Origin of the sequence: Halalkalibacter hemicellulosilyticusJCM 9152 (assembly GCF_000513115.1) — a bacterium.
Taxonomy (GTDB): Bacteria; Bacillota; Bacilli; order Bacillales; family Bacillaceae_D; genus Halalkalibacter; species Halalkalibacter hemicellulosilyticus.
Genome location: NZ_BAUU01000006.1, coordinates 1 through 14,746 on the forward strand (window position 1 = coordinate 1; position 14,746 = coordinate 14,746).

10 protein-coding genes and 1 pseudogene are annotated in these 14,746 nt (G+C 40.7%); 10 read left to right on the top strand and 1 reads right to left on the bottom strand.

Annotated features, from left to right (window positions below; translation table 11 throughout):
* The first annotated feature begins 124 nt into the window (after positions 1 to 124).
* The gene (locus JCM9152_RS04530) at positions 125 to 745 is read left to right on the top strand and encodes a DUF3298 and DUF4163 domain-containing protein (RefSeq protein WP_081727884.1); all 621 of its coding nucleotides are present in this window, start codon (positions 125 to 127) and stop codon (positions 743 to 745) included.
* 66 nt (positions 746 to 811) lie between these two features.
* On the opposite strand, the gene JCM9152_RS04535 is transcribed toward JCM9152_RS04530, so the two are convergent.
* Positions 812 to 2,398, bottom strand: coding sequence for a M48 family metallopeptidase (locus JCM9152_RS04535; protein ID WP_052015577.1), 1,587 nt, complete (start codon positions 2,396 to 2,398; stop codon positions 812 to 814).
* Between the two features lie 276 nt (positions 2,399 to 2,674).
* Here JCM9152_RS04535 and JCM9152_RS04540 point away from each other — a divergent pair, with 276 nt between their 5' ends.
* The 9 genes and pseudogenes from JCM9152_RS04540 (at position 2,675) to JCM9152_RS04575 (ending at position 14,480) form a co-directional block, all read left to right on the top strand.
* Positions 2,675 to 3,508 (top strand): PRD domain-containing protein, encoded by an 834-nt coding sequence (locus JCM9152_RS04540; RefSeq protein WP_035341494.1) that lies wholly within the window; start codon positions 2,675 to 2,677, stop codon positions 3,506 to 3,508.
* Positions 3,509 to 3,778: 270 nt separating this feature from the next.
* Positions 3,779 to 5,149, top strand: a pseudogene (locus JCM9152_RS04545) (sucrose-specific PTS transporter subunit IIBC).
* Positions 5,150 to 5,183: 34 nt separating this feature from the next.
* Positions 5,184 to 6,131 (top strand): carbohydrate kinase family protein, encoded by a 948-nt coding sequence (locus tag JCM9152_RS04550; RefSeq protein WP_035341496.1) that lies wholly within the window; start codon positions 5,184 to 5,186, stop codon positions 6,129 to 6,131.
* A 4-nt stretch (positions 6,132 to 6,135) separates the two neighbouring features.
* Positions 6,136 to 7,587 carry a glycoside hydrolase family 32 protein gene (locus tag JCM9152_RS04555; RefSeq protein WP_035341498.1) on the top strand — a complete coding sequence of 484 codons (1,452 nt, stop codon included), beginning with the start codon at positions 6,136 to 6,138 and terminating at the stop codon, positions 7,585 to 7,587.
* A gap of 220 nt (positions 7,588 to 7,807) precedes the next feature.
* Positions 7,808 to 9,859 carry a methyl-accepting chemotaxis protein gene (locus JCM9152_RS04560; RefSeq protein WP_035341501.1) on the top strand — a complete coding sequence of 684 codons (2,052 nt, stop codon included), beginning with the start codon at positions 7,808 to 7,810 and terminating at the stop codon, positions 9,857 to 9,859.
* 229 nt (positions 9,860 to 10,088) lie between these two features.
* Positions 10,089 to 11,612, top strand: a complete 1,524-nt coding sequence (locus JCM9152_RS04565; RefSeq protein ID WP_035341503.1) for a BCCT family transporter — start codon at positions 10,089 to 10,091, stop codon at positions 11,610 to 11,612.
* Between the two features lie 66 nt (positions 11,613 to 11,678).
* Positions 11,679 to 12,737: a CocE/NonD family hydrolase gene (locus JCM9152_RS23915; RefSeq protein ID WP_369384517.1), complete on the top strand. Its 1,059-nt coding sequence runs from the start codon at positions 11,679 to 11,681 to the stop codon at positions 12,735 to 12,737.
* Positions 12,701 to 13,732, top strand: coding sequence for a CocE/NonD family hydrolase C-terminal non-catalytic domain-containing protein (locus JCM9152_RS23920; RefSeq protein ID WP_369384518.1), 1,032 nt, complete (start codon positions 12,701 to 12,703; stop codon positions 13,730 to 13,732). The genes JCM9152_RS23915 and JCM9152_RS23920 overlap by 37 nt, the downstream gene beginning before the upstream one ends.
* Positions 13,733 to 13,787: 55 nt before the next feature.
* On the top strand, positions 13,788 to 14,480 hold the full coding sequence (locus JCM9152_RS04575; protein WP_035341505.1) for a TetR/AcrR family transcriptional regulator: 693 nt from the start codon (positions 13,788 to 13,790) through the stop codon (positions 14,478 to 14,480).
* The last annotated feature ends 266 nt before the right edge of the window (positions 14,481 to 14,746 follow it).

Consider the following 14,746-nt stretch of genomic DNA (forward strand, 5'->3'; position numbering starts at 1 on the left):
CCTTTCATAGTTAAATTAGAATGTACAGAGATTGTGCAAGATTAACTTTCAAGCAATATCTAAGAGCTAATCATGATTTTACCTCCCTGGGAATAAGGTTAGTTAAAAACAGAGGGTGATTTGAATGCAAAGCTGGCTTCCTTTAACATTTATGATTGTCGAAAAAAGAACGGGTGAAAATAAGTCCATTTCCTATCCTCAAGCGATAGGGATGGCTGATTATTTGTGGCAACAGACGATGAATGAGCGAATAGCTCATGAAGCTGAAAGGATGAAACAGCAGCAGGTGGGTGATACACCTTCAACCGTTGTTGAGATGATCGGACGATTTGAATTGAAAAATAATCAACGTGAGGTGCTTAGCCTTTCCTTGTCAAATTACACATATCATGAAAAAGCTGCACATGGTATGACACTCATGCATTCATTAACGTTTGACCTTGCGAGCAAGCAAGAATGTCAGCTACATAGTTTATTTAAGCCAGGAAGTAACTATGTTGATAGGCTGTCAGAATTAATTGCTCTGCAAATAAAGGAGCGGGATATCCCACTTCTTGATGGTTTTTCCGTCATTCAGCCGAACCAAGCCTTTTACATGGCTGATAAGACGTTAGTTATTTATTTTCAATTGTATGAAATTAGTCCTTATGTAGTAGGCTTTCCGATGTTTCCGATCTCTGTATTTGCTCTTCAAGATATCATAAATGTACACGGGCCACTTGGCCGAATGGCTGTGAATCAATGAAATGAAAATGAGGTTGTTCTCAACGTTCTAGTTGAAAGAAGGAACAACCTCTTTAACCGTTCATAGTTATCTAATCAGAGATTCAAGCTCTTCATAGAGAGCCTCTGCCGTTTCAAAGCCTGTTATCGTTAAAATATCTTCATCATAATCATCGACTATAGATGGATCGGCTCCATAATCAAGTAAGAGTATAGCTGTTTCAAAATCTTCAAGTTCTAATGCGAAATATAGAGGTGTTGTTCCCATCGCCATTAAATTAGGGTCAGCGTCATTCTCCAATAATAATTCTGTTATTGTGAAGTATTCATATTGAATGGAGTAGACGAGTGGAGAGACATCATAATCATTAAGCATATTGACATCAGCACCATACTCAATTAATTTGTTAACGGCAGCTTTGTTTTCGTAAAAGATGGCCGTTTGTAATGCGTGATCTGTGCTGCTTTGCGAATTAGGGTCAGCACCGGCGTTGAGAAGTAGGTGGAATGCAGTCGGTGAATCGAATTGAATGCTATACTGTAGAGCTGTATACCCTAATTCGTCCGCCTCTTCTAAATCGGCACCATCGTTTATAAGTGTTTCTAATGATTGATAATCACTCATTAGAATAGGATCGAATAGTTCAGTTCGCTTGTACTCATATTCAAACTCGTCCTCTTCTTTAGAAACTTCTTCATATTGTTCGTCCTCTTCGATCGTGGACATAGCTTGTTGGGAAGAAGGTCCGGGATCACGATCCGCCTCTTCTCTTTCATCTACTGAACTGGCTGATGAATCTCCGTATACAAAGGATGAGACGGTTAAGCCAATTGGGATGAGAATGATGATGAGTATGTAAATTCCAAAGCAAGTCGCTAGCCCAGTAATAATCGGTCCGTATCGTTGCTCATACACGTAGCCGTCTGTTGACCCTGAGAACAGGGCGATGGACTGAATTCGTTTAGGTGTCAATGGATGACTTGAGAAGATTTCACTTAACCATACTCCAAAATGGGATTCTGTTTCGATCTGTTGACGATAAGCAACTGTATTGACATCTTTGAAGAGTACTTTGCCTATACCTAATATCGTTAAAGCACGTTTGGCCGCTTCAGGATTTTGAATGATGTAAGTCGCTTCACGATCACATGTGTACTCACACGCACGACTATACGCTTGAGATAGAATAGGAATAAGTCTAGCAGGTGTGACAAGGATGCTTTTCCATACGTGATGATGCTTTATATGGGCTAGCTCGTGAGCAATGATAAAGTCTAGCTCCTCCTCATTCTGTTGACGTGCTAATTCAAAAGCTTCAGAGTATATAACAACCATGTTATTGCCCCAAAAGCGTGTAGCAAACGCGTTTAAGATCCCCATTGATTCGATGACAAACATATCTGGTACTTTCTTAATATTCATTTCTTGGCAGTAATGTACAAGCTTTTGATGAATGTCTGGAAATTGAGATTCGGTTATTTTCACCCCATTTCCTTTAATAGATCCTAAAGATATTAACTTATAAAAAGTGAGTAAGAAGAAAATGGCGAGTAAAATAATGATCCCAAGTAATTGGGTCATGAAAAGGATGAACAAATACACAGTTATGCTAAAGATGACACTTAAGATAAAATAAATCGTTTCTTTTTCAGATTTAATTTCGGTTTGATTCAACACATCCACTCCAATCAAATATTTCTTTGTTATGAAACTTTTACCAGTCATTATTTTACAAAGAGAATAATCAAACGTATATAGTGCGACCTTACTTAAAAAATGGATGAATAAGTAAAAAGTAGTTTGTGTCTGTTTGAGGGTGGGTATAAAGTAGTGATAATAGATGGTTGTCAATGAAAAAGGAGACAGGAACTTTTTCAATTACTTGCATAGACTGTGCATGACGTTTTGTACGTGATAAACTAAATGCAAGTATAAACTCGGAGGAAAAGGATGCGGATTTTTCGAATTCTAAATAATAATGCGATCGTGGTTATTGATGGACCGCGTGAGAAGATTGTGCTGGGAAAAGGCATTGCCTTTCAGAAAAAGAATAATGATATTGTCCCAAAGCATAAAATTGAGAAAGTTTTTGTTCTACATGAGCAATCGTCAGAAAAATTCCAGCAACTTTTGAAGACGTTACCAGAGGCTCATATTGAGCTTGCCGAACAGATTATTAGTTACGCAGAAGGTCATTTAGAAGCCCCTTTAAATGATCATATTCATATTGCTTTAACAGATCATTTGTCATTTGCCTTAGAAAGAATCGAGCAAGGCTTTTCGATTCAAAATAAACTGACAAATGAAATAAAATTTCTATATAAAAAAGAATTCGAAGTTGGTTTATGGGCAAAAAAAGAAATTAAACGAAAGCTACAAGTTGACATCCCTCTTGATGAGGTTGCCCATATTGCTCTGCACGTTCATACAGCTAAGATGGACAGCCCATCGATGAATGAATCGTTACAAACGGCTACGATTTTACGTGATTTTGTTGAGCAGGTGCAACAAGTAGCTGGATTAACAATCGAGGAAACAAGTATTAATTATCAGCGCCTCATTACTCATTTGCGTTTTGCATTAAATCGAATACAAAAGGGTAATGAGATTGAGCCTATTGATGAAGAGATGCTGGCTTTAATTCAGAAGAAATATGAAAAGGCTTATCTCTACTCAAGTGAGGTCATCAAACACTTGAATCAAGAGTATGAATTGAATTTTCCGCCAGCAGAGGTTGCTTACATTGCTTTACATATTCAAAGGCTAATAAGGAGTGAATCATAACGTGGTGGTTGACGTCGACTTTATTCTATTGTAGAATAGTTTTCAAATTATCCAAACTTTATATTGGGGATTGTGACTGGTGATGCAGGCAAGACCTAGAATACGTAAGTGACAGAGTGGCTTACATGATTTACGCTACTCGTCTGTCCTTTTATGTATTTTAGGTCTTGCCTTTTTTTGTTTGTCTGAGAATAGACAAGTGGATAAAGTACGGGGATGAACCGGTTTGCTAGTCATATTCAAAAAGAGAAAAACAGGGAGAGTGATCGTATGAATTACAATGAGGTTGCTAAGCAGCTTACTTCGCTTTTAGGAGGAAAAGAAAACATCGTAAGTGCGACACATTGTGCAACGCGTCTTCGTTTAGTGATTGAGGATGAGAGTCAAATTGATACGGAGGCGATTGAAGAATTAGAAGGAGTGAAAGGGGCTTTTTCAAGCTCTGGCCAGTTTCAAATCATTTTTGGAACGGGAACGGTCAACAAAGTATTTACACACTTTGCTCCTCTTGTTGGAGTCAGTACAGGTGAAGACGAAGAAAAGCCTGCTTCACACGGGGATGCGGCGAAAAGAAAAATGAATCCACTTGCTAGGTTTGCTAGAACGCTTTCTAATATTTTTGTACCAATCATCCTGCAATTGTCGCAGCTGGGATGTTAATGGGCTTGCTTGGATTAATGGAGACTTATAATTGGGTAGATACTGAGAGTGGTCTGTTTGTTTTGCTTGATATGTTTTCTTCGGCATCGTTTATTATTCTACCAATATTAATTGGATATAGTGCAGCGAAGGAATTTGGGGGTAATACGTATTTAGGTGCGGTCATTGGTGGAATTATGATACATCCTGAGTTACTTAATCCGTGGGGGCTTTCAGATGCACAGCCTGCTACATTGGACTTTTTCGGTTTTGGTGTAGAGATGCTTGGTTATCAAGGGACGGTTATTCCCGTGCTACTAACCGTTTATGTGATGGCGAAAATTGAAAAGGGTTTACGTAAGGTGATTCCCAATGTTGTGGATTTGCTGTTAACACCTTTTTTAACGGTGATCTTTACTGGATTTGTAGCGATGCTCGTCATTGGGCCATTAGGAAGAGCGTTAGGGAATGGCATCACTGCTTTTCTTGATTTCATATATGGGACAGCGGGGCCAATTGCGGGCTGATTTTCGGTGGCTTGTACTCGACAATTGTTTTAACGGGGGTTCACCATAGTTTCATGCGATTGAAGCCGAATTACTCGTTAATATTGGTGGAAACTATTTATTACCGATCTGGGCAATGGCTAATATTGCTCAAGGGGGAGCAACATTAGCAGTCTTCTTCAAAACAAAGGTAAAGAAAACGAAGGAAATTGCTTTGCCAGCGGCTGTATCATCCTTTCTCGGTATAACGGAGCCGGCCATTTTCGGAGTTAATTTAAAATACCGCCGGCCATTTATTGGAGCAGCGATCGGTGGAGCTCTTGGTGGAGCGTATGTCGTCTTTACACAAGTGATGGCCAACGGGATCGGGATTACAGGGGTTCCATTATTTGCGATCGTTCAAGACCCATTAAATTATGCAATTGCCTTTTTAATTGCCCTATCGACAGCGTTTATTGCTACACTATTGTTAGGATGGGATGAAGAGAAAAAGTAAGGTTCACTTCATTCAATGATTGGAGGATGCATAGATGAGAAAAGGAATTATGTCACTTGGAGAAGCTTTAATTGATTTTATTCCGCTAGATCAGACAAATATGACGTATCAAAAGAGTCCCGGTGGTGCACCGGCGAATGTAGCTGTTGGCGTAGCACGCCTAGGGGTCCCTTCGACGTTTGTTGGGAAGGTTGGTGACGATGTGTTAGGGCGCTTTTTACAAGAAACGCTAGAGCAGTATGGGGTACAGACACATTCGTTAACGTTCTCAAAGGAAGTTCGTACAGGAGCCGTTTTTGTAACAAATGCCGAGGACGGTGAGCGCCATTTTGATTTTTATATTAACCCGAGCGCTGATCGATTCCTTTCTGTTGCAGATTTGATAAATGAGGATTTTGATACACATAAGCTGCTTCATTTTGGCTCCATTTCAATGATCGGAAGTCCGGCGAAGGAAGCGACGAAACAAGCCGTTAAGCTTGCACGAGAAAGAGGAATGATCGTCTCCTACGACCCGAATTTGCGCTTAGCGCTATGGAAATCTGAGGAGCATGCTCGATCGACGATTCAGTCTATGCTTCCTCAAGCAGATGTACTTAAACTGTCTGAGGAGGAGTTATCATTTTTAACCGGTGAAGCGGATATTGAACATGGGCTGAACGTGTTAAAAGAATACGATATTCCTCTGATTTTTATTACGTTAGGAGCAGAGGGAAGCTATGTTTCTACATGCGATGGAGTGAAGCATGTACCAGCTATGAGTGTGAAAGCGATTGATACGACTGGTGCAGGGGATGCGTTTGTATCGGGGATCTTGTATCAGCTTCATGAATATGATGGAAGCTTGAGGTCGTTATCGGTCGATCAAGTAGCAGAGATGGCTACTTTTGCTGCGGTGTCTGGAGGTTTAGCTGCATCGACGAAAGGGGCGATGACGGCATTACCAACCTTACGAGAAGTAGAAAAACGATTAAGTAGGTGAGGAAATGACGAACGATCAGAAGCTACGTGTCCAAGTAACGGAAGAGATCGATAAGCATAAGGGCATAGTGGAGAAGGATCCGCACCGACTTCACTATCATCTTATGCCGCCAGTCGGTTTGTTGAATGATCCTAATGGGTTTATCCAATGGAGAGGGACCTATCATTTATTTTATCAGTGGATGCCATTTAAAACGGATCATGGAGCTAAATTTTGGGGACATTATACGTCAAAGGATTTAGTGAATTGGCAGCATGAAGAGGTGGCTCTTACCCCAGCAGAATGGTTTGAAAAAAATGGCTGCTACTCAGGTAGTGCGATTGAGCATGAAGGGAAGCTCTACTTGTTTTATACGGGGAATGTGAAGAATGAGCATGGAAAACGTGAATCGTATCAATGCTTAGCGACTTCTCACGACGGTAGCCATTTTAAAAAGCATGGTCCGGTCACCACACTTCCTGACGGTTTTACAGCACACTTTCGCGACCCGAAGGTTTGGCAGCAGGGTGATCGTTACTTTATGGTCATTGGTGCACAAACAGAGACACTAAAAGGGGCGATTGTTCTTTTTCAATCAGATGATCTAATAGATTGGAAATGGGTTCGCATGCTTACAGGTGGGGACTCAGGAGCGTTAGCTGATTTTGGTTATATGTTTGAATGTCCAGATTTGTTCCACCTTGATGGGAAGGACGTTCTCGTCTTTTCTCCTCAGGGCTTAAAGCCGGATGGTATGAAGTATCATAATGTCTACCAAGCTGGTTATACAGTCGGAGTGTTTGATCCAACAACAGGAATGTATGAGCATGATGAGTTTACTGAGCTTGATCGTGGCTTTGATTTCTATGCTCCGCAAACAACCGTCGATGATCAAGGGCGACGGCTATTGTTTGCTTGGATGAGTGTCCCTGATCAAGATGAGCAGATGCATCCGACGATTACGTATAAATGGCTTCATACGATGACGCTTCCACGTGAGCTACAGATCAATGGAGATAAGCTCTATCAAGTTCCAGTGAAAGAGCTTGAAGATCTTCGAAAGGGTGATGCTGTTGTAGAGGAAGTGTTACTCGCCAATACTATCAAGCAGGCTGAGAGAGCTTATGGGCAGGCATTTGAGCTTTTAATAGAAAAGATGGAGCTTGATGAGGGTTGGTTTGAGATGACGATTCGTCATGCTGTACGAATCGTTTATTCAAGTGAGCAACGAGTATTGACGTTAGAGCGGAAAAGCTATGTTGATGGTGTCATAGAGAAGCGACAATGTGAGCTAGACCATCTAAGTAACTTGCGTTTATTTGTAGATACCTCGTCCATTGAATTATTTATAAATGATGGTGCGGAAGTCTTTACAGCTCGTTTCTATCCTTCGCCAAACGATGATCAAATGGTTTTCGGTTCGTCTAGCACATGCAGATTTTGGGTGAAAAGGTGGGAGCTAGATAAGGTATTTTAAAACTGGAAAAGTTTGATTTTCAACTTTTTTGATGTCCTCTTCTAATAAAAGGAGCCTAAAAGGGATTTTATTGACCGTTTAAGGCTCCTCTTTTCTTTTAGTAATGTTTCTCAGTTCAATTGCAAAGTTTTCGTCTTTTTTCGACAAAAAAACACAAACCCCCCCATGATTTATAGTATGATTATTTACGTAATGATTTTATAATTTTGGGAGGTATACTATGAACTTATTTCGAGCGATTAAGAGTATCCGAGTTAAATTAATGATTTTGTTTATTCCGCTCATCTTTCTTTCTTCCTTGTTAATAACGACCTTTATCTTTCTCGATGCTAGAGAGGAATTAACGGATTTAACGATGGAACGAGTGGATAATCGGCTTTTATACATAGCTGAGCAAATGAATAATGAATTTAATATGAATGAGCAGGTTGCCAAAAGTATTCGTTCCTTGTACACCGTCAATGAATTGACAATATTGAAGCAAGAGTATCGTGAATTCATGGAATCGATTGTAGCTCTCAATGAGAATACGCTAGGAGCAGGAATTTGGTTAGAGCCATTTGTAATAGAAGATGAGCAGTATTTTGGTCCTTATGTATATAAAGATGGTGATGAAATCATTTATACAGAGGAGTATGAAACAGCTGATTATGATTATCCGAATACGGATTGGTATAGGGAAGCAAAAGCTGTCGGTGAAGAAGGGGTGGCGTGGACCGATCCATATTACGATGAAGCAACAGGCATTACGATGATTACAACCGCTATCCCCATCTATCAAAATGCCGAATTTGTTGGTGTTGTAACAGCTGACTATGATTTAACAACGATTCAAAACCTTGTTGCAGAAGAGTCGCTTGAGCAGTCAGGCTTTTATTCGCTCGTTAGCTCGAACGGTCAATTTATCGCTCATGCAGAGCAGAATAGAGTTATGGCAGAAACGATCCATGAGGATGAGACGTTGTTACCATTAAGTGAAGCTGTTACGCAAGCAGAACGAGGCGTAACGACCGTAACGATGGAACGAGGTGATTGGCAAGCTTATTTTACAACATTTGAGCGAGCAAATTGGAATTTAGTCGCAATGGCTCCCGATCGAGAGTTGTTCCAGGTAATCCAGTCTTTGTTAATAAAGGCGATCACTATAACAATTGCTGTGATACTAGTTGCTACGGTTGTCATCTTTCTATTTAGTCAGCAGCTATCTAGACAGGTAGGTCAATTTTTGAACACAATTAGCCAATTAGCAAAAGGTGAGCTGAACACCCGAATCTCCACACAAACAAAAGATGAATTTGGTCAGATGGGACAGCATTATAATGAAGCTGTGTCGAAATTAAGTGGAATGATTGAGAAGGTTAGTCAAACATCTGAAGGGGTTGCAGCTAGTGCGGAGCAATTATCGGCGAGTGCAGATGAGACGAATAAATCTGTTCATGAAGTAACGACAGCTATTGTTGATTTAGCAGAAAATAATAATGAGCAATCAAGCTACAGTGTTCAATTGAATAAGAGAGCGGATCATATTGTGAATCAGATGCAAAGTATGTCTAATAATATTCAGAAGCTAAAGCAGACAAACGAAGAGCATTCAAAGCTAGCACAAGAGGGAAATGAACACGTTCGTGTTGTCGTGAATCAAATGAATGAAATTAATCATCAGGTGAAGGACTCTGCTACGACGATTCATGCGCTCAATCAAAAGTCTGTTAAAATAGAAGAAATTATATCAATGATTACAAATATTGCTGAACAGACGAATTTGCTAGCTTTAAATGCAGCGATTGAAGCAGCTCGAGCTGGAGAACATGGAAAAGGGTTTGCGGTTGTTGCAGATGAGGTACGTAAGCTAGCTGAGCAATCAAGTGCGGCCTCTGGTGAGGTGAACCTACTTATACAAGAGATTCAACAAGGGGTTAATCAATCGGTTGAATATATGGATCGTACGACGAAATCAACAAATTCTGGTATCCTTGTTGTAGAAGAAACGGGTCAAGCGTTTGGGAAGATGGCTCAGTCGATTGAAGAAGTGCATAGTGTGACAGAAACGTTCTATGAGACAGTGACAAGTATAGTAGAAGAAACAGAGGAGATGAAGCAACTTGTTGAGTCTGTTAAAGAGCTCTCTTTATCTAATGATGAAAGTGCGCAAAGTGTGTCAGCAGCATCTGAGGAGCAATCTGCGATTATAGAAGAAATGTCAAAAGCGATTTCTGAACTGGCAAATATGTCAATGGAATTACAGGAAGAGCTTTCTAAGTTTCACGTGTAATGGTTGAGATAAATAAGGCTACCTTCTCACTTGTGCCTAAAGTGAAAGGTAGCCTTATTAGCTGTGGGCAAGTATCAAGGGCCCATCAATATATGAATATAGTCTGCCTAAATGCTCCATTTGACAACATATCTAACTATGTTACTATGAACACAGTCACAAAATGAACATGTTCATAAGATGAATGCGTTCAAATAAATAATGATAATACTGGAGGTATGTGAACTGCATGAGTTATTCAAAGGTAGAAAAGTCAATATTTATCCCGTCTTTATTATTAATTGTCATTGCTACAGTATTACTAGTTGTTTTTCGTGAATCAGCTGGGCCAATGCTTGAGGGAATGCTCACAGCTATTACGTTTCGTCTAGATTGGGCATTTGAATTTTTAACAATTGGGTTATTTCTTATTTTAATTTGGTTAATGGTCGGACGTTATAGCCGAGTGAAGCTCGGAGGTGTTGACGACAAGCCAGAGTTTTCTAGGTTCAGTTGGGGAGGCATGTTGTTTTCGGCTAGTATGGGAACAAGTATTATGTTTTGGTCGATTGTTGAGCCACTTTATTATTTTACGTGGCCACCATTTGGAATCGAAGCAGAGTCGAATGCAGCAGCGGAATATGCTGTCAGTTATGGGCTATTTCATTGGGGGATTTCTGCATGGGCGCTCTATGCGTTACCAGCGGTCGTAATGGCGTATAGCTTCTATGTCATTAAAAATCCATCTTTGAAAATTAGTGCTGCCTGCCGAGGTGTGCTTGGAAAACACGCAGATGGTTTTCTTGGGAAATCCATTGATGTACTCGTCATTTGGAGTATGATAGGGGGGCTTGGTACGTCATTAGGGTTAGGTGTACCGATGATTTCTGCCGTATTAGCTCATTTATTCGGCTTAGAGCCGTCGATAGGTTTAAATATTATTATTATAATTGTGTGGACCATCATCTTCAGTACAAGTGCGTATTTTGGTCTTTATAAAGGTATACGTCGATTAAGTGATTGGAACATTTATATGGCACTTGGTTTAGCGGTTTTTGTCATTATTGTAGGGCCAACATTATTTATTTTATCGTATTTTACGAATAGCTTAGGTATTATGCTTGATAATTTCTGGATGATGAGTTTGTATACAGATCCGATTAATCAAAGTGGGTTCCCGCAGGCATGGACAGTTTTCTATTGGGCATGGTTTGCTGCGACAGCACCGTTTATCGGAATCTTTGTTGCTCGTATTTCAAAAGGGCGTTCGATTCGTGAGCTCGTATTTAATGTGTTACTTTGGGGTTCGGTTGGTAGCTGGGTCTATTTCGGAGTCTTTGGTGGCTACGCGATGGATCTTCAATTATCAGATAAAGTTAATCTTGTTGGTATTCAAGCAGAATCCGGTGATCCAGCTGTCATTGTAGCTGTGCTAAATTCATTGCCGTTACCAGTCTTGGTTTCGATTTTGTTCGTTATTCTTGGCTTTATTTTCTTAGCGACATCTCTTGATTCAGCTAGTTATGTCATTGCAAGTGTAGCAACCAAAGAGCTAGGACCAGAAACACAACCTGCACGTTGGCATCGATTAATGTGGGGAATTCTCCTTTCAGCATTGGCGATAAGCTTAACGATGACAGGAGGGTTGAAGGTCGTTCAAACGACCTCAGTACTCGTTGCAGTGCCTGTATTAATCATGTATATTCTTATTTCAGTCTCACTCGTGAAATGGTTGAAGCAGAATGAAGACAAGCATGTGTATGTGAAAAAATAAAGATAAGGGTGTCTCTAGAGGTTTATGGCCTTGAAGGACACCCTTTTTAAAAAGGAGATGGTTGTGTTGGTATTTAATATTAAAGATTCAAATGAACGAGTGGTGAAAACGGATTTTCCACGTGAAATAAAGAAGACCGATTCAATCTTCATTCCAATGTCTGATGGGAAAAAGTTGGCTGCGACGATATGGATGCCGATTGATGCGGATGAGTACCCAGTACCGGCCATTTTAGAATACATTCCTTATCGTAAAAATGATTTTACGGCGATTCGTGATTCGGTTCGCCACCCTTATTTTGCTGGGCATGGTTATGCGAGTATTCGTGTTGATATACGTGGTACAGGTGATTCTGATGAGTATTTACCTGATGAATATTTAAAGCAGGAGCAGGATGATGCGCTCGACGTATTAAGCTGGATTGCCGAACAGTCATGGTCAACAGGAGCGGTTGGGATGATCGGTAAGTCATGGGGAGGCTTTAATAGCTTACAAGTGGCAGCAAGAGCTCATCCTGCATTAAAGACGATTATTACGCTTTGTTCAACGGATGACCGTTATGCTGATGATGTCCATTACCGTGGCGGAAATGTGTTAGCTTCAGATATGCTTTGGTGGGCGTCAACAATGTTTGCTTATAATGCACGGCCCCAGGACCCAGCAGTCGTTGGTGATAGCTGGAGAGAAAATTGGTTGGAACGTTTAAATACACCACCGTTCGTTGAGGAATGGCTGATGCATCAACGTCGTGATGATTATTGGAAGCATGGCTCAATTTGCGAGGATTTTTCAAAGATTACGATCCCTGTTTTTGCAGTGAGTGGCTGGCAGGATGGGTATACCGATTCTGTATTTAGATTATTGGAGCATTTGCCTAAAGAAAGCAAAGGGTTAATTGGTCCGTGGGCTCATGAATATCCTGAAGTCGCGACACCAGAGCCAGCGATTGGTTTCTTGCAAGAGTGTTTACGGTGGTGGGATCAATGGTTGAAGAATGAGGATACTGGTATTATGAAAGAGCCAAAGCTCATGACCTGGATACAAAATAGCGAGCGTCCAGCTGTGACATATGAGGAGCGACCAGGGAAATGGTGGGTGATCCATCGTGGCCTTCACCAAATGTAAATGGGCAATCATGGTGGTTATCTAGTGGAAAATTACTCAATAACAATCGAGATGTGAAACAGTCTGAAGTCGTGGTTCCGAGTGTTCAAGAGCATGGGTTCTATTCAGGTGTTTTCTGTCCTTTTGGTCAACCAGGGGATTTACCTGCTGATCAACGCAATGAGAATGGGAAGGCGGTTGTATTTACATCGGCACCATTAGACGAATCGATTGAGCTATTAGGTCATCCAGTCTTTCATGCAGAGCTGTCTAGTGATCAAGAGAATGCACTGATTGCTGTTCGGCTTATGGATAAGGCACCTACTGGTGAATCAACGTTAATTAGCTGGGGGATGCTGAACCTGAACCATCGTCATTCACATGAGTTTCCAGAAAAGCTCAAGCCTCATCAACGTTATCACATTCAAGTTCATCTAGATTCGCTCGGTCAACAAATTCCAAAAGGGCATCGACTTGAAGTAGCTGTAGCACCAACCTATTGGCCGTCAGCGTGGCCGTCACCAAAGCCAGTGACACTTAAGTTATTTGAAGGTGATACGCGTATGGAACTACCTGTACGAACGGCTCAGCCTGGGGATGGGGAAATGATTTCGTTTGATCGACCTGAAACGGCTGAAGTGATGGAACGAGAAGTGATTCGTAAGGAAGAGAGAACGCGAGAAGTCATTCATGATCCTATTGAAGGTGTGTGGACAGTTACCGACTTTTCAGATGAGGGGGAACGTCGATTACCGAGCAATGGTATGCAATATGGTAGTGTCAATCGTAATAAATGGATCATTAAAGAAGGAGATCCCCTCTCAGCACGAAATATATGTGAGTGGGAGCTTACTTTAGGTCGAGGTGAAAGTTGGCAGACAAGACTTGAAACGTATAGCGAAATGTGGAGTGATGAGACACATTTTTTCCTTATCAATCGTTTAACAGCTTTTGAAAATGGCAAGCAAGTTTTCTCACGCACGTGGGAAAAATCGATTGAGCGTGACCATGTTTAAGGAGAATGGTAGAATAGTGACATAACATTGGAAGTAATGTAAGGACGTGTCGTAAATGGCTACAAGTAGAAAGGATATACAGAAGGAACGGATGTGGCGCTATTTCGTTGATGCTACGGTAGAGTTGATTGAGCAAGAAGGCATTGAAAAGGTGACGATTCGTAAAATTGCTGATAAGGCAGGCTATACGAGCTCAACAGTGTATAACTATTTTAAAGAGCTATCTCATTTAATCTTCTTTGCTTCGATGCGTTTTACGAAAGAGTATATTGAAGAGCTACCGTTTTATATGGATAAAGGGAATCATACGTTGGAAAAATGGCTATACAGCTGGAAATGCTTTTGTAAGCATTCATTTGAAAATCCATCGATCTATTCCATTATTTTTATCGACGATTTAGGTGTTGTACCAGAAGAGTTACTAGATTCGTATTATAAACTCTATCGTAACGATTTAGTCGGATTGCCAGAGCCCATTCAAGAAATTATTGTTCAGCATAGCTTTTCGAAAAGAAGTGCGTTATTTATTAAGCAGGCTGTTGACGAAGGCTTTATGGAAGAAGCCGAGGTTGAACCGATCTCTAATATAACCTATTTTGTCTGGGCAGGGATGATGACTAGCTATTTAAACAATCGGATGAGGGCAACGAAAGAGGAAGTGATCGAGCAAACGATGAAGTTGATTACGGACACGGTGTTAAAAGCGGTCAAGCCTGAAAAGCGGCAAGAGGTGCAGTTTTTAGTATAAGAATAAGTTTGAAGTTGGGACATAACAAAAGTGTTGAGAACATTTAATTGTAGCGGATGGAAAGTAAGGTGAGACCCCGCAGTGCTCTTGCGTAGCACGAGAAGGCTCACCAGCTTCTCGCAGAAAGCAAAGTATATTTCAGGAGCGTTTATGTGCTCCACTCTGTATTTGTTAGCTTTCTCATTTATGAAAATACTTTTGTCTCAGCCTTGTATATTAAGCACATGAGGTTCGCTACCTCTAGTGCTTTTTTTAGTATAGTTTTT